The organism is Streptomyces albiaxialis (genome assembly GCF_039530985.1).
GTDB classification, from domain to species: domain Bacteria; phylum Actinomycetota; class Actinomycetes; order Streptomycetales; family Streptomycetaceae; genus Streptomyces; species Streptomyces albiaxialis.
Map to the genome: position 1 here is coordinate 581064 of NZ_BAAAPE010000013.1, position 20354 is coordinate 601417.

The 20354-nt window shown below is 73.1% G+C and carries 16 protein-coding genes; 2 read left to right on the top strand and 14 right to left on the bottom strand.

All coding sequences use genetic code 11. The annotated features are described in order from the left end of the window. Window positions 1-102: 102 nt before the first annotated feature. The 4 genes from ABD343_RS26265 to proB all read right to left on the bottom strand — a co-directional run bounded on the left by ABD343_RS26265 (window position 103) and on the right by proB (window position 4113). Window positions 103-903: an SCO2584 family spore wall biosynthesis protein gene (locus tag ABD343_RS26265; RefSeq protein WP_344531799.1), complete on the bottom strand. Its 801-nt coding sequence runs from the start codon at window positions 901-903 to the stop codon at window positions 103-105. 49 nt (window positions 904-952) lie between these two features. Continuing rightward, window positions 953-2230: a glutamate-5-semialdehyde dehydrogenase gene (locus ABD343_RS26270; RefSeq protein ID WP_344531800.1), complete on the bottom strand. Its 1278-nt coding sequence runs from the start codon at window positions 2228-2230 to the stop codon at window positions 953-955. 101 nt (window positions 2231-2331) lie between these two features. Then, window positions 2332-2730: a hypothetical protein gene (locus ABD343_RS26275; RefSeq protein ID WP_425578273.1), complete on the bottom strand. Its 399-nt coding sequence runs from the start codon at window positions 2728-2730 to the stop codon at window positions 2332-2334. A 276-nt stretch (window positions 2731-3006) separates the two neighbouring features. Next, window positions 3007-4113 (bottom strand): glutamate 5-kinase, encoded by a 1107-nt coding sequence (gene proB, locus ABD343_RS26280; protein ID WP_344532251.1) that lies wholly within the window; start codon window positions 4111-4113, stop codon window positions 3007-3009. 347 nt (window positions 4114-4460) lie between these two features. On the opposite strand from proB, the gene ABD343_RS26285 reads away from it, so the two are divergent. Both ABD343_RS26285 and ABD343_RS26290 read left to right on the top strand, forming a co-directional pair. After that, window positions 4461-6545, top strand: a complete 2085-nt coding sequence (locus tag ABD343_RS26285; RefSeq protein WP_344532252.1) for a hypothetical protein — start codon at window positions 4461-4463, stop codon at window positions 6543-6545. 128 nt (window positions 6546-6673) lie between these two features. After that, the gene (locus ABD343_RS26290) at window positions 6674-6892 is read left to right on the top strand and encodes an ATP-binding protein (RefSeq protein WP_344531801.1); all 219 of its coding nucleotides are present in this window, start codon (window positions 6674-6676) and stop codon (window positions 6890-6892) included. A gap of 82 nt (window positions 6893-6974) precedes the next feature. Here the strand turns inward: ABD343_RS26290 and ABD343_RS26295 are convergent, their stop codons facing one another. The 10 genes from ABD343_RS26295 to ABD343_RS26340 form a co-directional block, all read right to left on the bottom strand. After that, window positions 6975-7475 (bottom strand): Uma2 family endonuclease, encoded by a 501-nt coding sequence (locus ABD343_RS26295; RefSeq protein WP_344531802.1) that lies wholly within the window; start codon window positions 7473-7475, stop codon window positions 6975-6977. 10 nt (window positions 7476-7485) lie between these two features. Continuing rightward, window positions 7486-8928 (bottom strand): GTPase ObgE, encoded by a 1443-nt coding sequence (gene obgE / locus ABD343_RS26300; protein WP_344531803.1) that lies wholly within the window; start codon window positions 8926-8928, stop codon window positions 7486-7488. Window positions 8929-9045: 117 nt separating this feature from the next. After that, entirely contained in the window at window positions 9046-9303 is a 258-nt protein-coding gene (gene rpmA / locus ABD343_RS26305) for a 50S ribosomal protein L27 (RefSeq protein WP_344531804.1), read from the bottom strand. Window positions 9304-9316: 13 nt separating this feature from the next. Next, window positions 9317-9640, bottom strand: coding sequence for a 50S ribosomal protein L21 (gene rplU / locus ABD343_RS26310; RefSeq protein ID WP_344531805.1), 324 nt, complete (start codon window positions 9638-9640; stop codon window positions 9317-9319). Between the two features lie 242 nt (window positions 9641-9882). Continuing rightward, window positions 9883-13767, bottom strand: a complete 3885-nt coding sequence (locus ABD343_RS26315; protein ID WP_344531806.1) for an Rne/Rng family ribonuclease — start codon at window positions 13765-13767, stop codon at window positions 9883-9885. Between the two features lie 249 nt (window positions 13768-14016). Further along, entirely contained in the window at window positions 14017-14817 is an 801-nt protein-coding gene (locus ABD343_RS26320) for a TIGR03936 family radical SAM-associated protein (protein WP_344531807.1), read from the bottom strand. Window positions 14818-15007: 190 nt separating this feature from the next. Next, window positions 15008-16168, bottom strand: coding sequence for a hypothetical protein (locus ABD343_RS26325; protein WP_344531808.1), 1161 nt, complete (start codon window positions 16166-16168; stop codon window positions 15008-15010). A 36-nt stretch (window positions 16169-16204) separates the two neighbouring features. After that, window positions 16205-16744, bottom strand: a complete 540-nt coding sequence (locus ABD343_RS26330) for a GNAT family N-acetyltransferase (protein WP_344531809.1) — start codon at window positions 16742-16744, stop codon at window positions 16205-16207. Between the two features lie 47 nt (window positions 16745-16791). Continuing rightward, complete coding sequence (locus ABD343_RS26335) at window positions 16792-18720, bottom strand: TIGR03960 family B12-binding radical SAM protein (protein WP_344531810.1); 1929 nt, start codon at window positions 18718-18720, stop codon at window positions 16792-16794. A 58-nt stretch (window positions 18721-18778) separates the two neighbouring features. Next, window positions 18779-20344 (bottom strand): CYTH and CHAD domain-containing protein, encoded by a 1566-nt coding sequence (locus ABD343_RS26340; RefSeq protein WP_344531811.1) that lies wholly within the window; start codon window positions 20342-20344, stop codon window positions 18779-18781. Window positions 20345-20354: the final 10 nt, after the last annotated feature.

The window sequence follows — 20354 nt, forward strand, 5'->3', positions numbered from 1 at the left end:
CCGTCGCCGGGCGTCACCGGGCGGGTGTCACCAGGCGTCACCGGACGTCACCGGGGGCCGTCACCAGGCGTGACCGGCACGCGGCACCGGCCGTCGGCGGCCTCAGCCCGAGGGCGGTTCCGCCGAGGCCGTGGGCGCCCCTGTGTCCGCCGAGACCGAGGGCAGCGCCCCCGGCACGCCCGCACCCGCGCCCGAGGCCCCAGAGGGCTCCACGCCCGTCGTCGCCGGGGGCGGCGACGGGTCCTGGCGCTGACTGGCCGCGCCCCGGTAGACGGCGGTGAAGGCGAGGGCCACCATGCCGATGCCCATCACCACCGCCAGCACCCAGGCGATCGGGCGCTGCCAGGTGCCGTGGCCCCGGTACGGGCGGAGGGCGCCGCCGTGTGTCCCGTACGGCCCGCCGAAGCGGCCCCGGGAGCGGCCGTAGGGGCCATACGCTCCGTAGCCGTATCCGTAGTCACTGCCGTGCTCGAACGCAGGGTCGAGTTCCGGCGGGTATCCCGGCGTCCCCGGGCCGTACGCCGGGTCGTATCCGCCCGGGGCCGAGGGCGGTGGCGTGAAGCGGCCGTCGCGGTCCGGGTCGTGCTCCGGGAAGTCCGCGGCGTAGTCGGAGCGGTCGAAGCGGCCCTCTTCGCCGTCGGGGTCGTCAGGATCGTCGGGGTCGAACTCGTCCCCCCGCCCGTATCCGTACCCCTCCTCGAATATGCGGGGCAGCTCGCTCTCGGCGTGCGACTGCGCCGCCGCGAGTATGCGCTCGGTGGCGGTGGGCTCATGGACCTCGGCGGCCCGCACGAAGTCCTCGTCGAGCACCACGGAGGCGAACTCGTCGTCCGCTGCCCCGTGGTCGCGGCTGTCGGGCTCCTCGCCGTCCTGGAACGGCTGACCCCCCACGTCGTCCGGCACGGGTCCAGCGTAGACCTATGCGGTCAATTTGGGCAGGGAGAGCGGGAATTCACTCACGGATATGACCGTCACCTGTGACGACGTACTTCGTGGACGTCAGCTCCGGCAGCCCCATGGGCCCGCGCGCGTGGAGCTTCTGGGTGGAGATCCCGATCTCGGCGCCGAAGCCGAACTGGCCGCCGTCCGTGAAGCGGGTCGAGGCGTTCACCATGACCGCCGTCGAGTCGACGAGCGAGGTGAAGCGGCGCGCCGCCGAGGTGTCGCGGGTGACGATCGCCTCCGTGTGCCCGGACGTCCACTCGCGGATGTGCGCGACGGCGTCGTCCAGGGAGGGCACGACAGCCGCGGCGATGTCGAACGAGAGGTACTCGGTGCCCCAGTCCTCGTCGGTGGCCGGGACGACGTCGGGGCCGGCGGCCTGCCACGCCGCGTCGCCGTGCACCGTGACGCCCGCCTCGCGCAGGGCCTCGACCGCGCGCGGCAGGAACGCCTCGGCGATCCCGGCGTGCACGAGGACCGTCTCCGCGGCGTTGCAGACGCTGGGGCGCTGGGCCTTGGAGTTGACCAGGATGCTCAGGGCCGTGTCGATGTCGGCCTGCTCGTCCACGTACACGTGGCAGTTTCCCGTGCCCGTCTCGATGACCGGGACGGTGGACTCCTCGACCACGGTCTTGATGAGCGAGGCGCCGCCGCGCGGGATCAGCACGTCGACCAGCCCGCGCGCCCGCATCAGCTCCTTGACGCTCTCACGGCTCTCTCCCGGCACCAACTGCACCGCGTCGGCCGGGAGTCCGGCCGCCTCCACCGCGTCCCGCAGAACGGCGACCAGGGCCGTGTTCGAGGCGTACGCGGACGAGGAGCCGCGCAGCAGCACGGCGTTGCCGGACTTCAGGCAGAGCGCGGCGGCGTCCACGGTGACGTTCGGCCGGGCCTCGTAGATGATCCCGACGACGCCGAGGGGGACGCGGACCTGGCGCAGTTCGAGCCCGTTGGGCAGCGTCGAGCCGCGCAGCACCTCGCCGACGGGGTCGGGCAGGGCGACCACGTCGCGCACGTCCGAGGCAATGGCCTCGATCCGCTCGGGGGTGAGCGTGAGCCGGTCCACGATCGCCTCGGGCGTGCCCTCGGCGCGGGCCTTCGCGACGTCCTCCGCGTTGGCCTCCGTGATCTCGGCCGTACGCGCGGTGAGCGCGTCCGCGATCGCGTGCAGCGCCGTGTCGCGCGCGGTGCGCGGAAGGGGGGCGAGCGCCGCCGCTGCCTTCTTGGCGCGGCGGGCCGCCTCGGTGACGGGGGTCTGCGGGGCCTGCGAGGAAGGGGCGTCGCTCATGCCGGGAAGCCTAGCGGCGTCCCGGGGGCGCGCCGTCCGCCGTTCGCATGCTGAACGCGCCGGGCGCCCGGGGAGGGGACGGCACCGAAGAGAGCCATGGGTCAGAACGGGTGCACGCCCACCGGGGTCGCCGGCGGCGGACCGTACCCCTCCGCGATGCGCTGGTGGTACGTCTCGCGCCCGATCACCTCGAGCCCCACGATCTCCCAGGGCGGCAGCTTCGCCGACGCCCGGTGCTCGCCCCACAGCCGCAGCGCGACGGCCGCGGCGTCGTGCAGGTCGCGGGCCTCTTCCCAGTAGCGGATCTCGGCGTGATCGTTGGCATACCGGCTGGTCAGCAGAAAGGGGTGATCGTGGGCGAGCTGCTCCAGCCCCCGCCGGACCTCCTTGAGCGGTGCTTCGTCGCCCGCCACGCTGAGGGTGATGTGCCAGAGCCGGGACTCCGCTTTGCCGTCGGGCTGGGGCGGAGACCCCACGTCGACGCTGGCCAGTCGTCTCACCGGTGGCCTCCTGAAGTGGTGCTCGTGTCGTGCTCGCGTGCCGCTGGTCCCGCGCTGCCGCGGCGGTGGGGGGAGGGCCGCTGCGACAGCCGCTGCAACAAAGTTGACCAGCCCGAGGACGCGCGCGTGGCGGTTTTCCGGAACGTGTCCGTGGAAAGGCTGGTCTTTTTCCGATCTCACCCGCGCGTGACGACCGTCAGGAACACGGGACGACCTGCGCTCCCGTCCCCGCGCGTCAGGCGCGCGTCCCCGCGCGTACCCGTGCGTACGCCCGCGTCAGGCGCGCAGCAGCACCAGGTCGTCCCGGTGCACGACCTCCCGCTCGTACGCCGGGCCCAGCTCGCGGGCCAGCTCGTGCGTGGTGCGGCCGAGCAGCCGCGGCAGCTCCTTCGCGTCGAAGTTGACGAGCCCGCGCGCGACCGCGCGCCCGCCCTCGTCGCGCAGCTCGACCGGGTCGCCCGCGGTGAACTCGCCCTCGACGTGCGCGATCCCGGCGGGCAGCAGCGAGGTGCGGCGCTCGACGACGGCGCGGACGGCGCCCTCGTCCAGGACGAGCGCGCCCAGCGGCGTCGACGCGTGCGCGAGCCACAGCAGCCGCCCGGCGGCGCGCCGCCCGGTCGGGTGGAAGTACGTGCCCGTCGTACGGCCCGCGAGCGCGTCCGCCGCGTGCACCGCGGAGGTCAGCACCACGGGCACGCCCGCGCCCGCGGCGATCCCGGCGGCCTCGACCTTGGTCGCCATGCCGCCCGTGCCGACTCCGGCGCTGCCCGCGCTGCCGATGTCGATGCCCTCCAGCTCGGCGGGGCCGTGCACCTCCTCGATACGGGTGGTGCCAGGGGTGGCCGGATTGCCGTCGTAGAGGCCGTCCACGTCGGAGAGGAGGACCAGCAGGTCGGCGCGGACCAGGTGGGCGACGAGGGCGGCGAGGCGGTCGTTGTCGCCGAAGCGGATCTCGTCCGTGGCGACCGTGTCGTTCTCGTTGACGACCGGGACGGCGCCCATGGCCAGGAGCTGGTCGAGGGTGCGGTACGCGTTGCGGTAGTGGGCGCGGCGGCTGGTGTCGTCGCTGGTGAGCAGGACCTGGCCGACGCGGCGCCCGTAACGGGCGAACGACGCCGTGTAGCGGGCCACCAGCAGCCCCTGGCCCACGCTGGCCGCCGCCTGCTGGCGGGCCAGGTCGCGGGGGCGCTTGGCGAGGCCGAGCGGGGCGAGCCCGGCGGCGATGGCGCCGGAGGAGACGAGCACGATCTCGCGCTCGTCCTGCTCGGCGTGCTTGGCGAGGACGTCGACCAGCGCGTCCACCCGGTCGGCGTCGAGTCCCCCCGCCGCGGTGGTGAGGGAGGAGGAGCCGACCTTGACGACGACCCTGCGGGCCCTGACCACGGCGGGCCGCCCGGTCCCGGCCCCGGCTCCAGGCCCGGTCCCGGACCCGGCTCCGGTCCCGCCCCTGCCGCCCGCACCCGCACCCGCGCTCGCCGCCACGCCCGTGCCCTCCGTCTTCCTTGCCCCTGTCACGCTCCGCAATGTACGGCAGCGCCGCTCCGGGACGCTCGGCGGTTCCGTGCTGTGGACCCGTGAGGATGGTTACCTTTGCCCCTGTACGGCCTGTCTGGTCCGGCTGAAGATTGTCACTGAGCCCGCCCGCGTCATACGGTCAGTGGTCGACCTGGCCACCCCCACAGGCCACCCCCATCTGAACACTTCGACTCTCCATGCCAGGAGCCCAGCCCGTGCCCTCTGCCGGACTATCCTCTCGACGCGCCGTCCAGTTGGCGGCGCTGCTCGCGCTGCTGGTGTTCTACACCGCGCAGCTCGCGGGCGCGCTGCTGCCGAACGTGCCCGTCTTCGTCGGCGCCTCCCTGGCGGGACTCGCGCTCGACATCTATCTCACGCACAAGCAGCCGGGTCTGCTGACCCTGCTGGGCAAGGTGCGGTTCGACGTGACGACCCGGCAGTTGCTCCGCGACATGCTCATCGTCATCGGTCTCGTGCGCATCCCCGACGTCCCGCCGGACATCGAGCGTCCCCTCACTCTGCTGCTGCTCGTCGCCTACGCGGCGCACTTCCTGTGCCAGGCAGTGGCCCAGCTCGTCCGGCGCACCCGCACCCTTCCCGTGGTCACGCGGAACGTGGACACGTCCGGGCTGCGCCTCACCAAGGCCCCGCCGCGGCTGCTGGCCCGCCAGCCCAGCCGCCGCCTGCTGCGCTTCTCCGTGCCCGGCACGGTCGGCCTGATGCTCAGCGCCGGCCTCTCGGAAGCGGAGTGGGGCATCCTCGGCGTCGCCGTGACGCTCGTCCTCTCCCTGGGCGGCGCGTTCTACCTGGGCACCTGGCTGCTCCCGAAGAACCGCCGGTCGAACGACCAGCGCGTGCTGGAGTGGCTCGACGGCTGGCTGGCCGACTACCGGCCGACCGTCGGCATGTACTTCTCCGGCGGCACCACCTCGGCGTACCAGGCGAACATGTGGCTCTCCACCCTCGCCCAGCTCGACGGCAGGCCGCTGATCGTGCTGCGTGAGCGGTTCATGGTGCAGAAGATCGACGCGACGGACATCCCGATCGTCTGCATCCCGAAGGTCGCCGACCTGATGCACCTGGAGCACTCCACGCTGCGGCTCCTGCTGCACCCGGCGAACTCCGGCAAGACCTCGCAGATCCTGCGCATCCCCAGCATCAAGCACGCCTTCACCAACCACGGCGAGAGCGACAAGCTGTCCTCCTGCAACCCGTATGCCAAGGCGTACGACCAGGTGTGGGTGGCCGGACCGGCCGCCCGCGAGCGCTACCAGCTCGCCGAGGTGGGCATCGACGACCGCGACGTGGTCGAGGTCGGCCGCCCGCAGCTCACCCCGATCCGCCCGTACGCGGGCCCGCCGACCGGCCAGTACACGACCGTCCTGTACGCCCCCACGTGGGAGGGCTGGGACGGCAACCCGGGCAACACCTCGATCGTGCTGGCGGGCGAGAACATCGTGCGCGCCCTGCTCGACGACCCGGCCGTGCGGCTGCTGTACAAGCCGCACCCCATGACCGGCTCGGTCGACCCGCGCGCGGGCGAGGCCGACCGGCGCATCCGCGCGATGATCGCCGAGGCGAACGCGGCCCGGAGCGGGGCCCGCCCGGGCGCGGACGTCGCCGCCGAGCTGGAGCGCCGCACGGAAGAGCTGGACCGTACGACCACCACGGCCTTCCGCAAGGGCGCGGACGAGATGGAGCGCATGATGCTCCAGGGCACGCCCGAGCCGGGGCGCGCCCAGCACGTGGAGGAGGCCCTCCGGGCCTGGGAGGACGCCTACTGGGCCTCGTTCCCGGAGTGGGAGCACCAGATCGTCACCGGCCCGCGCCCGGCGATCTTCACCTGCTTCAACCAGGCGGACCTGCTGATCTCCGACGTCTCCTCGGTCGTCTCCGACTACCTGTCGAGCGAGAAGCCGTACGCCGTGGGCAACACGAGCGGCATGAGCGAGGACCAGTTCAAGGAGACCTTCCCGACCGTCCGCGCGGGCATGGTGCTCTCGCCGGACGCGGCGCAGATCCCGGCCCTCCTGGAGTCGGTCCGCCACCCGGAGAAGGACAAGCTCGTCCAGGCCCGCAAGGAGCTGAAGACGCACCTCCTCGGCCCCTCCGAGCCGCCGTCCATGGTCCGCTTCAACGAGGCGGCCCTGAAGCTCGCCGCCGAGGCGGACGCCCGCAACGAGCGCGTCGCCCGCCGCACGGCCGAGATCCCCGGCCAGCGCGAGGCGGACGACGCCGCGGAGGAGGCGGAGCTGGAGCCCAACGCTCCGACCGACCCGGAAGACGCGATGACGGCCTGACGCCGCCCGCCTTTACTGAGGGCCCTGGGGGTTACTCCCCCGGGGCCCTCAGTCGTACGTCCGCGATGAGAGCCTCGAACGCGGATGCGGGGAACGTGAGATGAGGGCTGACGAACGTCCACCGGCACGTGCCGGACCAGTGGTGCGCCTCGACGGTGATCCGCACGCTCGACGGCGTACGGATCGAGGTCTACGACCGCAGCCCGGCCCTGCCGGTACGGCCGTTCGGCGCTGACCTGTGGCGCGAGTCCGGCAGAGGGCTCGCCATGGTCGAACTGGTCACGGCCAAGTGGGACGTGGTCGCCCACGAAGAGGGCAAGACGGTCTGGTGCGAACTACGGGCCTAGCAGGCCCGGCGGCCGACCGCCGTGAGGTCGGTGTCGACCGGGAACGGGACCGAGTGCTTCAGGCGGTCGTGGTGGATGCCGGTCAGGGCGTACGCCCCGGTCGCGGGGTCGCGCTCGTAGAGGTACGCGGCCGTGGCGCCGCCGTTGTTCTCGACGCGCCAGTAGTGCGGGATGCCCGCCGCCGCGTACTTGCGGGGCTTCGTGTCCGGTCGCGGTCCTCCGAGTCCGGCGAGACGGCCTCCACGGCCAGGACGACGTCCTCCGGGAAGTAGTACGTCGACGGGTCCTCGCGCGCGTACGCCTCCGCCGTGACCACGAGCACGTCCGGCTCCGGCGCCTGCCGCTTGCCGAGCTTGACGGTCATCTCGCGGTCGGCGCGCAGCTCCGCAGGGGCCTGTCTGTCCAGCTCGCCCAGGAGACGGTTGATGACGCGGCTGTGCCACCTGCCTCGCCGGGCGGCGAAGACCAGGGCACCGTCGATGAGTTCGGTGTGCGGGGGCATGCCGGTGAGCCGGAGGAAGCCCTCGGCGGTGAACCCTCCCGGGGGCGGGATCACCCACGAGGGCACCGGCTCGACGCCCATGCGAGGACGCTCAGCCCTCGAACGGGTCGAAGTCCCGGTACTCCCCCAGGGCCTCGTCGCGTTCCGCCTCCCGCTCGCGGCGGCGGAGTTCGGCCGGGCGGACCGCGTCCATGCGGTGGTCCTCTCCTCGGCGGCCCAGCATTTCGGCGCCGGTGATCATCGTGGGCTCCCAGTCGAAGACGACCGCGTTGTCCTCGGGGCCGATCGCGACGCCGTCGCCCTCGCGGGCGCCGGCCTTGAGCAGCTCTTCCTCGACGCCGAGGCGGTTGAGGCGGTCGGCGAGATAGCCGACGGCCTCGTCGTTGTTGAAGTCGGTCTGGCGGACCCAGCGTTCGGGCTTCTCGCCGCGGACGCGGAAGAAGCCGTCGTCCTCGCGGGTGACCGTGAATCCCGACTCGTCGACGGCCTTGGGGCGGATGACGACGCGGGTCGACTCCTCGACGGGGCGGGCCGCGCGGGCCTCGTCGACCAGGCGGGCCAGGGCGTACGAGAGGTCCTTGAGGCCCTGGCGGGAGACCGCCGAGACCTCGAAGACGGGGAAGCCCCGCTCCTCCAGGTCGGGCCGGATGATGTCGGCGAGGTCCTTGCCCTCGGGGATGTCCGTCTTGTTGAGGACGACGATGCGGGGGCGGTCGTCCAGGCCGCCGTACTGCTTCAGCTCGTCCTCGATGACGTCCAGGTCGGAGACCGGGTCGCGGTCCGTCTCCAGCGTCGCGCAGTCCAGGACGTGGACGAGGACCGAGCAGCGCTCGACGTGGCGGAGGAACTCCAGGCCCAGGCCCTTGCCCTCGCTGGCGCCGGGGATGAGGCCGGGGACGTCGGCGATCGTGTAGACGGAGCCGCCCGCCGTGACCACACCCAGGTTCGGGACGAGGGTGGTGAAGGGGTAGTCGGCGATCTTCGGCTTCGCGGCGGAGAGGACGGAGATCAGCGAGGACTTGCCCGCGCTCGGGTAGCCGACGAGGGCCACGTCGGCGACCGTCTTCAGCTCCAGGACCACGTCGCGCGTCTCGCCGGGCTCGCCGAGCAGCGCGAAGCCGGGGGCCTTGCGGCGGGCCGAGGCCAGCGCCGCGTTGCCGAGGCCGCCGCGGCCGCCCTGTCCGGCCACGAACGTGGTGCCCGCGCCGACCAGGTCGGCGAGGACCTCGCCCTTGCCGTCGAGCACCACCGTGCCGTCCGGGACGGGCAGGACCAGGTCCTTGCCGTCCTGCCCCGAGCGGTGCCCGCCCTCGCCGGGCTTGCCGTTGGTGGCCTTGCGGTGCGGGCCGTGGTGGTAGTCGAGCAGGGTCGTGACGTCCGGGTCGACGACGAAGATCACGTCGCCGCCACGGCCGCCGTTGCCCCCGTCGGGGCCGCCCAGGGGCTTGAACTTCTCGCGGTGCACGGAGGCGCAGCCGTGGCCCCCGTTGCCCGCGGCGACGTGCAGTTCGACGCGGTCCACGAAGGTGGTCATGACGTGTGCCTCCTGAGATACGAGTGTTTCCTGCGTAACGCGCCGAGGGCGGACCCGCATCCCCACCGTCAGGAAGGGATGCGGCCGTCCGCCCTCGGGATGTGTCTGTCCGGCTGCTTACTCAGCGGCCGGGACGACGTTCACGACCTTGCGGCCGCGGTGGGTGCCGAACTGCACCGCACCGGCGGACAGCGCGAACAGCGTGTCGTCGCCGCCGCGGCCGACGCCCGCGCCCGGGTGGAAGTGGGTGCCGCGCTGGCGGACGAGGATCTCGCCGGCGCTGACGACCTGGCCGCCGAAGCGCTTCACACCGAGGTACTGCGGGTTCGAGTCGCGCCCGTTCCGAGTGGACGATGCGCCCTTCTTGTGTGCCATCTCTCCTCAGTCCTTACTTCTTGGCCGGGGCGGGGATGTCGGTGACCTTCAGCGCCGTGTGGAGCTGACGGTGACCGATACGCTTCTTGTAACCGGTCTTGTTCTTGTACTTCTGGATCCGGATCTTGTCGCCCTTGTGGTGGTCCACCACCTCGGCCTGGACCTTCACGCCCGCCAGGACCCACGGGTCGCTGGTGACCGCGTCGCCGTCGACGACGAGCAGGGTCGAGAGCTCGACGCTGTCGCCGACCTTGCTCTCCGACAGACGGTCAACCTCAATGACGTCGCCGACAGACACCTTCTGCTGGCGCCCGCCGGTGCGCACGATCGCGTACACGCGGAACTCTCTCTCACTCGATTCGGAGCCCCTGATGCCAGCCGCCCGGCCGCGCCGGAACGCGGAACTGATCCGAGAGGATTGAGCGGCCTCTCCCGGCCACGAGGCACGGGAGGGAGTTGCTCAGGAGCGGACGTGTCTACGACGACACGCCGACGGTCAAGGTTACGGGGACCTTGACACGCTGGTCAAACGGGGACGGGCCCGGAGATCGTGAAGTCCCCGGGCCCGACCCCGCTGCCTCAGTCCTCGGCCGAAGCGGTGACGCCCGACAACGGCGGCTGCTCGGCCGCGGCGGTCTTCTTGGCGGCCGCCTTCTTCGTCGTCTTCGCCGCCGTCTTCTTGGCGGTCGCCTTCTTGGCCGTGGCAGTGGCCGTGGCCTTCTTCGCCGTGGTCTTGGCCGCGGCCTTCTTCGCGGTGCTCTTGGCCGTGGCCTTCTTGGCGGCGGTCTTCTTCGCCGTCGCCTTCTTGGCCGCCTTCTTCGCCGGGGCGGGCTCCTCGGCCTCGGCAGGGGCCTCGACAGCGGCCTCGGGCTCCGGGGCCGTCTCCGCGCCCGACGGGGGCCCCGCGGGTGCGGTGGCCTTACGGGTCGCCCTGCGGCGGGTACGCGCGGGCGCGGCCTCCGCCTCGGGAGCGGACTCGGGTGCGGCCTCGGGCTCGGTCTCGGCGGCCGGAGCAGGCTCCGGCTCGGTCTCGGCGGCCGTGACCACCGTGACCGCCGCGTCCTCCGCCGTGGCGGGCGAACCGGCCGGTGCCGTCACCTTGCGCGTCACCCGGCGACGACGGCGCGCGGGCGCGGCCTCCGCCTCGGGCTGGGCCTCCGGCTCGACAGTCGAGGGCACCTCCGCCACGGGCGCGGGCTCGGGGGCGGGCTCCGGCTCCACGACAGGCGCGGGCTCGGGCTCCGGCTCGGCGGCCGGGGCCGGCTGCGGCTCCGCCGCCTCCGCGCCCTTCGGCGACCCGGCGGGCGCGCTGGCCTTGCGGCTGCCCCGGCGGCGCGAACGGCCGCCCCGCGCCGCGGCGGCCTCGGCCTCCGCGGCGCTGCTGTACAGCTCCTCGTCCGGGACGAACTCCACGGGCTCCGCGGACTCGGTCACCGCGGCGGCGGGCTCGGCCACCGGCTCGACGGGGGCCTCGGCAGGCTTCTCCTGGGCCTTCTCCTGGCCCTGGCCGCCCTTGCCCTTCTTCTTGCTCTTCTTGCCGCCGCCCGACGTGGACCCGGCCTGGTCCATGTGGACGATCACGCCGCGCCCGTTGCAGTGGACGCAGGGCTCGGAGAAGGCCTCCAGCAGCCCCTGGCCGACCCGCTTACGGGTCATCTGCACGAGCCCCAGCGAGGTGACCTCGGCGACCTGGTGCTTCGTACGGTCGCGGCCCAGGCACTCCAGCAGGCGGCGCAGCACCAGGTCGCGGTTGGACTCCAGGACCATGTCGATGAAGTCGATCACGATGATGCCGCCGAGGTCGCGCAGCCGGAGCTGGCGCACGATCTCCTCGGCCGCCTCCAGGTTGTTCCTGGTGACCGTCTCCTCCAGGTTGCCGCCCTGGCCGGTGAACTTGCCGGTGTTGACATCGACGACGATCATCGCCTCGGTCCGGTCGATCACCAGCGAGCCGCCGGAGGGCAGCCAGACCTTGCGGTCGAGGGCCTTCGCGAGCTGCTCGTCGATGCGGTACGTCGCGAAGACGTCCACGTCCGACGTCCACTTCTGGAGCCGGTCGGACAGGTCGGGCGCGACGTGCGAGACGTAGCCGTGGATGGTGTCCCAGGCGCCGTCGCCACTGACGATGACCTTGGAGAAGTCCTCGTTGAAGATGTCCCGTACGACGCGGACGGTCATGTCCGGCTCGCCGTAGAGCAGCGTCGGCGCGTTGCCCTTCTGGGCCTTCTTCTGGATGTCCTCCCACTGCGCCTGGAGGCGCTCGACGTCGCGGCGCAGCTCGTCCTCGCTGGCGCCCTCGGCGGCCGTACGGACGATGACTCCGGCGTCCTCGGGGACGACCTTCTTGAGGATCTGCTTCAGGCGCGAGCGCTCGGTGTCGGGCAGCTTGCGGCTGATGCCGGTCATCGAACCCTCGGGCACGTAGACCAGGTAACGGCCCGGGAGCGAGACCTGGCTCGTCAGGCGGGCGCCCTTGTGTCCGATCGGGTCCTTGGTGACCTGGACCAGCACGGACTGGCCGGACTTGAGCGCGGTCTCGATACGGCGCGGGCCGTTGGCCATGCCGAGCGCCTCGAAGTTGACCTCGCCCGCGTACAGCACGGCGTTGCGGCCCTTGCCGATGTCGACGAAGGCGGCCTCCATGGACGGCAGGACGTTCTGCACCTTGCCGAGGTAGACGTTGCCGACGTACGAGGTCGACTGCTCCTTGTTGACGAAGTGCTCCACGAGCACGTCGTCCTCCAGGATGCCGATCTGCGTGCGCTCGCCGTTCTGGCGGACGATCATCTCCCGCTTGACGGCCTCGCGGCGCGCGAGGAACTCGGCCTCGGTGATGATCGGCACCCGGCGGCGGCCCTGCTCACGCCCCTCGCGGCGGCGCTGCTTCTTGGCCTCCAGGCGCGTGGAGCCCTTGATGGCCTGCACCTCGTCGGAGGGCTCGCTGTCCTTCTTCTTGCGGGGCTCGCGGATCTTGACGACGGTGCGCTCGGGGTCGTCGCCGCCGGAGCCCGAACCGGAGCCGGAGCCGGAGCCCTGGCCGCTGTCGCCCTGCGCCTCGCCGTCGCCCGAACGGCGACGACGGCGGCGCCGCCTGCGCGAGCTGCTGCTGGAGCCGCCCGAGCCGGAGCCGGACTCGCCGTCCGCCGCCTCGCCGTCGGCACCGTCCTCGTCACCGGCGGAACGCTCGGCGTCCGCCGTGGTCTCGCCGTCCTCGTCGGTCTCGGCGTCCTCGCCGGAACCCGCGCCCTCGGCGGACTCGGCGTTCTCGCCACGGCGACGGCGGCGGCCGCCCCTGCGGCGGCGGCGCGCGGGACGCTCCCCGGCCTCGCCGGACTCGTCCGAGGCGTCGGACGAGTCGGAGGTCTCGTCGCCCTGCTCGTCGTCGTCGGCGTCCGCTTCCGCGTCGTCGGCTGCCGCTGCGGTGTCCTCGGCGCTCTCCGCGCGACGGCGGCGGCGACGGCGCGACGAGGTGCCGCCCCGCTCCTGGGCGGGCTCGACGGCCTCCGTGGTCTCTGTCTCGGCCTCGGCCTCCGCCTCGGTCTCTTCCTCGTCCTCGGCGGCGGTCTCACCGGCGAGCATCTCGGCGGCGGCGCTCTGCGGGGTCTGGAAGGCGGGCTCGGTGAAGACGGGCGCCTGGAACATCGCCACGGGCGCGGGCGCCTTCCGCTTCCTCGGAGCCGGAGCGGCGTCCTCGGCGGCGGGCGCGGGCGCGGCGGCGGAGGCGGCTGTCTCGGTCTCCTCCGTCTTACGGGTCGCCCGGCGACGGCGGCGCGGAGCCTCGCTCTCGCCCTCGGCCTCGGCGGGCTTTTCGGCCTCGGCGGCCTTCGGGGCCTGGGCGGCCTCCTCGGCGGCGGGCGCGGTGGTCTTACGGGTGGCGCGGCGGCGCGTCCGCGGGGCCGGGCTCTCCTCGGCGGCGGCCTCAGCGGCGGGCTTCTCCGCCTCGGCCACGGGCTTCTCGGCGGGCGCCTCGGCGGCGCTCTCCGTGGCCTCGGCCACGGGCGCGGCGGTCTTACGGGTCGCGCGGCGGCGCGTACGCGGAGCGGCGGTCTCGGCGGGCGCCGGCCCGGCCTCGGGAGCGGGGTCCGCCGCAGGGGCGGCGGTCTCGGCGCTCGCCGACTCCTCCGAACGGGGGGCACCGGCCGGTGCGGTCGCCTTGCGCGTGGCGCGGCGCCGGGTACGGGCGGGCGGCGCGGCCGGGGCCTCCGCCGCCTCCTGGGCGGCCGGGCTCTCCTGCGCGGCTGCGGTCGCCGGGGCCTCCGGGGCCTCCGGCGCGGCGGCGCTCGCCGTCACCGCCGTGCCCTCGGTCGAGGCCGAGACGGCGGGCGGGCCCGCCGGGCGGCTCGCGGCGCGGCGACGGCGCCGGGGCGGCAGGGTGTCGCTGGGCGACGAGCCCGAAGCGGACTGGTCGGACTGGGTGGTCTCCGGAGCCTCTGCGGCTTCCGTGGATTCAGTTGGTTCGAGCATGCGGGCGGTTCTCCCGTCACGCTCCCGGGCGCCGCGCCTCGTGCGAACCCGGGGCGGCCCGCACGAGGTGCGTGGTCCGCTCTCCGGGGCGCGGGCACCGCGCGGGAGCTGTTGTCTCACTCGCCGGTTCCGGTCCTTCTCTGGCCCGGCTACGGCGAAAGTCTGCTGGTCAGTGCGCTCGCCTTCCGCACCGCGACCCGGGTGGCTCCCTGGCGTGCTTCGGCGGCGGCGCTTCCTACGACGGCGGTCCTACGCGGAGCCGCCTCGCACCGTCGCGGCGCTGGAAAGATCTCCCGAGCCTGTGGGCCCTGAGAGAGCGTCGCGGTCAGGCGCGAGCGGGTCGGTCACCGTGCCTGTCTCCTCATCGAGCGGCCCCTGCGCCAGCCTGGTCACCGCTGCGGGGACCGGCGGCGCCAGGCCGGCCGCAGCGCGGAGACCGGACAGGACGTCGTCGGGTCGTACGGCAGGTGTCAGGTGCCGTACTACCAGCCGCAGTATCGCACAGGGAGCGCCGCCGGGCCTATCGCCCCTGGTCGCGGAGGTGCCGTCGACGGCCTCCTCGGCGGGCTCCAGCGAGGTGACGGCGGCGCGCGCGTCGAAGGTGCGGAGCCCCTTCTTCGTCTGCCGCTGGACCTCGACCGTCTCCGCCGCGAGGAAGGTCCCGACCGCCGCGCGGGCCTCTTCGGGGGTGACGCCGTCGAGCCTCAGCTCCCACTCGGAGGCCTGGAGCCGGTCCGTGAAGTCGGAGGTCCCGGCCTCGACCGCGTCGGTGATGTCGAGGCCCGTCGGCATGCACGCGTCGAGCAGGGCGCGCAGCTCCTCCGGGTCCCGGTGACGCGTGAGGGCGATCTCCAGGTACTCGGCCTCGCTGCCGGTGCCGGTGGGGGCGGCGTTGGCGTAGGAGACCTTCGGGTGGGGGGTGAAGCCCGCGGAGTACGCCATGGGCACCTCGGCCCGGCGCAGCGCCCTCTCGAAGGCGCGCTGGAAGTCGCGGTGGCTGGTGAACCGGAGGCGGCCGCGCTTGGTGTAGCGCAGTCGGACGCGCTGCACAGCGGGTGCGGGCGGCGGGCCTTCGGGCTGTCGCTTGCCCAGTGCTTCTCTCCTCGGTGCAAGGGCGGCACCCGGGGAGCTGCCGCCCTTCGTTGACAGGACGTGTACGGAGGCGGAGGTCCGCAGCCGCGGCGCTTCTCGTGCCCGGGGCACGGGACGCGTTGTGCGTTTGTGCGGATGATCCTTCTGCCTAGGGTACGCGGCGGCCCTCCGGCAGCTCCTCCCGCTCCTGGGTTCGGGTGCCGCCGAAGAGGGCACGGCGTATCTCTGCCCGCGTCTCGCGGACCGATGCCCGTACGGACGCGAGAACGGCACGTACCGACCGGGCGGTCTCCCTCGTGGCCTGCGCGATCGGCCTCCAGACGGGGCGGACGACGTGCTGCCAGGTCCACACGAAGGGCGTCACGAACAGCGCCCGGAGCAGCCGTCCGAGGAAGCCGAGGACGGCGCGGGAGACGCGTCCGGCCGCGCGCCAGGCGAAGACGAGACCGGCGCCGGTCTCGCGCGCGACGACCGCGAGGGCTCGTCCGACAGGGGTCAGGACGTAGCGGTGGAGGGCCACGGCGGGGACGACGAAGAGGTACCGGACGAGCCAGGCCAGCGCCGCGCCCACGCCGCGGATCACCGCGACCACGGCGTGTCCCACCGGAGTCAGCACATACCGGTACAGGGCGGCGGCCGGAACGACGAACAGGTACCGGCCGAGCCAGGCCAGCGCCGCGCCCACGCCCCGGACCACCGCGACCACGGCGTGCCCCACCGGAGTCAGCACATACCGGTACAGGGCGGCGGCCGGAACCACGAACAGGTACCGGCCCAGTCGGCCGCAGCCCGAGCCGAGCCCCCGGACGAGGGTGGCGAGCGCGTGCCCGATCGGGGTCAGCACGTGGGCGTACGTCCAGGAGAGCGGGGCGACGACGAGGACGCGGCCGAGCCACGCGAGCCCGGCGCCGAGCCGGCCCAGGAGGGCGCCCGTGCCGCGTCCGGCCGGGGCGAGGACGTACCGCCACAGCGCGACCCAGGGCCAGACGAACAGGGCCTTACCCGTCCACATCAGCGCGAGGCCGGTGCCCCGGGCGACCGGCAGCAGCAGCGTCCGCCCGATCCAGGCGCACGCGCCCCCGATCGCGCGCCCGAACGGCCGCAGCACGGTCCGGTTCAGGGCCCTGCCGCAGACGACGAGCGCGTCCCACACCATCCGCACCGGCAGCACCAGGACGAACATCACGATCCGTACGGGCATCCGGACGGCCGCCACCAGGCACCCCTCGGACTCCCGCGCCGGAGCGGCGCCGTGCCGGGGCCGGTAGGGCTTCGTGAACCCTTCGTGCTGTTCGGGGGTGTGGCTCATGCGTTCAACGACGCGTGTAGTGCGGCGCCGGTTCGGTCACTCCGTGGCGATCCAGTAACGAAGCTTCCGCCCGCGCCGGTCCTCCAGGACGCCGCCGCACCTCTCGATCGCCCTGCGCGAGCCGGTGTTGTCGACGTCGCAGGTGACCAGGGCGGACGCGATGCCCAGCTCGCGCACGTACGGGAGCGAGGCGCGCAGCATGGCGGTGGCGTGCCCCTGGCGGCGGGCCGAGGGCCGTACGTGGTATCCGATGTGCCCGCCCTGCTCGCGCAGGTGCGTGGTGAGCCGGTGGCGGACGCAGAGCTTCCCGAGGTACTCGTCGCCGTCCGCCCACCACCACGTGGTGAAGCCGACCCAGCCCGGGTGCCAGGGCGTCCGCTCGTCCTCGGCGGCCCGCACCCGCTCCAGGTACGCCCGGAAGCCCTCGGCGGTCTCCCAGACCCCGGCGTACTCCTGCAGGTCCTCCGCGACCGTCGTCCGGGTGTCCCCCACGCTCCATCCCTCGTCCGCGAACTCCTTCATCGCGGCGAGGAACGAGGTGTGGAAGACGGCGGCGGGCTCGGCGAGGTCCGGCACCCCGCCAGTGTCGCGAAGCGGCGCCGCGCGGCGCGAGGGGATTTCCGCTACTTGTCGACCACGCTCAGCGGCAGCAGCTTCTTGCCCGTCGGGCCGATCTGGATCTCGGTGTCCATCTGGGGGCAGACCCCGCAGTCGAAGCAGGGGGTCCAGCGGCAGTCCTCGACCTCCGTCTCGTCGAGGGCGTCCTGCCAGTCCTCCCAGAGCCAGTCCTTGTCGAGACCGGAGTCGAGGTGGTCCCAGGGGAGGACCTCCTCGTAGGAGCGCTCGCGGGTGGTGTACCAGTCGACGTCGACGCCCTGCCCGGGCAGCGTCTTCGCGGCGCACTCCATCCACAGGTCGTACGAGAAATACTCGCGCCAGCCGTCGAAGCGGCCACCCCGCTCGTAGACCTCGCGGATGACGGCGCCGACGCGGCGGTCGCCGCGCGAGAGGAGGCCCTCGACGATGCCGGGCTTGCCGTCGTGGTAGCGGAAGCCGATCGAGCGGCCGTACTTCTTGTCGCCGCGGATCTTGTCGCGGAGCTTGGCCAGGCGGGCGTCGGTCTCCTCGGCGGAGAGCTGCGGCGCCCACTGGAACGGGGTGTGCGGCTTGGGGACGAAGCCGCCGATGGAGACGGTGGCCCGGATGTCGTTCGACTTGGCGACCTCGCGGCCCTTGGCGATGACGTTGACCGCCATGTCGCCGATCTGGAGGACGTCCTCGTCGGTCTCGGTGGGCAGGCCGCACATGAAGTAGAGCTTCACCTGCCGCCAGCCGTTGCCGTAGGCCGTCGCGACCGTACGGATCAGGTCCTCCTCCGAGACCATCTTGTTGATGACCTTGCGGATGCGCTCGCTGCCGCCCTCCGGCGCGAAGGTGAGGCCCGAGCGGCGGCCGTTGCGCGTCAGCTCGTTGGCCAGGTCGATGTTGAAGGCGTCCACCCGCGTCGAGGGCAGGGAGAGGCCGACCTTGTCCTCCTCGTACCGGTCGGCGAGGCCCTTGGCGACGTCGCCGATCTCGCTGTGGTCGGCGGAGGAGAGCGAGAGCAGGCCGACCTCTTCGAAGCCGGTGTTCTTCAGGCCCTTGTCGACCATCTCGCCGATGCCGGTGATGCTGCGCTCGCGCACCGGGCGGGTGATCATGCCCGCCTGGCAGAAGCGGCAGCCGCGTGTGCAGCCGCGGAAAATCTCGACCGACATCCGCTCATGGACGGTCTCCGCGAGCGGCACGAGGGGCTGTTTCGGGTACGGCCACTCGTCGAGGTCCATCACCGTGTGCTTGGAGACGCGCCACGGGACGCCGCTGCGGTTGGGGACGACGCGGCCGATACGTCCGTCCGGCAGGTACTCCACGTCGTAGAAGCGCGGGACGTAGACACCGCCGGTCTTCGCGAGGCGCAGCAGCAGTTCGTCCCGGCCGCCCGGACGGCCCTCGTTCTTCCAGGCGCGGATGATCTCGGTGACCTCCAGGACCGCCTGCTCGCCGTCGCCGATGACCGCGACGTCGATGAAGTCCGCGATCGGCTCCGGGTTGAACGCCGCGTGCCCGCCCGCCATCACGATCGGGTGGTCGACGGTGCGGTCCGCGGCCTCCAGCGGGATGCCGGAGAGTTCGAGCGCGGTGAGCAGGTTGGTGTAGCCCAGCTCGGTCGAGAAGGAGACCCCGAACACGTCGAAGGCGCCGACGGGACGGTGCGCGTCCACCGTGAACTGCGGGACCTCGTGCTCCCGCATCAGCTTCTCCAGGTCCGGCCACACGCTGTACGTGCGCTCGGCCAGCACGCCCTCGCGCTCGTTCAGCACCTCGTAGAGGATCATGACGCCCTGGTTGGGCAGCCCCACCTCGTACGCGTCCGGGTACATCAGCGCCCAGCGGACGTCCGTCTCGTCCCACTCCTTGACGGTGGAGTTGAGTTCCCCGCCGACGTACTGGATCGGCTTCTGGACGTGCGGGAGCAGGGCCTCAAGCTGGGGGAAGACCGACTCGACGGGCATCTCGGCGCGCTTTCGTAGGACGTGTGAGGGACAGTCCTCCAGCGTAACGCCCTCCCGCTCACGGGAACGACGCCGCGTCCCGCGTGATCGCCGCCCACAGCCCCGGCAGCGCCGCCTCGCGCTCCGCCGCGATCTCCCGCTCCCGCCCGAACGCCAGCCCGTACGTGAAGGAGGGCTCGCCCGCCGCGTGCGCCTGCCCGGCGAGGTCCTTCAGGGCGAGGCGCGCGACGACGCTGTCCTGGTGGTCGCCGAGCAGCTCCTGCAGCTCGGTCATCCGGGAGGCGAACAGCTTGGCGTCGCGGCCGAAGGCGGGCCGCGCGGCCTCCGCCGCGTACCGCGCGCGCTTGGCACACTTGCGGGCCTCGTGCACAGCGAGGTCCCGGGAGTCTCCGGGCGGCGCGGCGAGGGCCTCGCCGATGTGCGCGGCGAGCCGGTCGTAGTCGCGCCGTACGGCCTTGCGGATCACCTCTTCCGGGGGTTTGGCGGCCGTCTTCTCCCTGAGCGGAGGGTGAGCGGCCAGCCCGTCCAGCGTGGTCAGCAGCTCCAGATAGCGCGCCCCGTCCAGGACTGAGAGCAGATGGCGGCGCGAGCCGGTGCGGCGGGCGTGCGAGAAGGTGCGCAGCCGCCCCGACACCGGGCCGAGCCGCAGCGGGCGCGGCACCTCCGCGAGCCGTTCGGCGAGCCGCGCGGTGAGCACCTCGCGGTCGCGGTCCACGCCCAGTTCGGCGGCGAGCCACTTCAGCTCCTCGCCGACGGGCCGGGTCACGTCCCGGTCGAGCACGGCGCCGTACGAGCGGAAGGCGCTGCGCAGCCTGCGCGTGGCGACCCGCATCCGGTGCACCGAGTCCTCCACGTCGCGCCGCACGGCGGGGTCCAGCTCGACGATCGCGGTGACCTGCGCCCGTACGTACGCCATCACGACATCGGCCGCGGTCGGCACCGGTTCCGGCGCCCCCTTCTTCCCGCGCTGCTTCTTCCCCTTCTTCTCCGCCTTCTTCTCCGCCTTCGGTGCCGTCTCGTCCAGCGCGCGGCGCAGCTTGGACGGGGCGGACGAGCGGCTCAGCCCCGCTCCCCGCAGCCGTACGTCGATCGCGTCCAGCAGCACCGGGTCCTGCCCCTGGCCCAGCTCGGCCTCGATCTCGGTCCACTCGGCGGTCCCGCCGCCGGGCCCGTAGCGCTCGGCCCGCACCTCGTCCACGCCGACCTCGGCGAGCGTGATGCCGTCCTCGCCGCGCAGCTCGCGGACGGTACGGCGCTGGCGCAGCCGCATCACCGGCAGCAGCGGCTCGCCGCGGAGCCGCGAGCGGACGAGCGCGGCCAGCGAGGCGGGCAGCTCGTCGGCCATCGGGGCGTGCACCTCGTCGCGCACGCCGGGGTCCTTGGGGTCGGCGGGCAGCTTCAGGTGCCACCCGGAGTCGTGGCCGCCCATGCGCCGCCGGAGGGTCACATGCCCCCGCGCGAGCCGCTGGTCCTCGGTGTCGTAGTAGGTCGCGTCCAGTTCGAAAGGTTCTTTGTCGACAACTGAGGCCACTCCGGGAAGCCCGCCCAGCTCCGGCACCCCGTCGAGCCGCGCTCCGTCCGCGGCCTCGTACTTCCGCTCGATCTCCCGCACAACGTCCGCCATGTCCGGAACG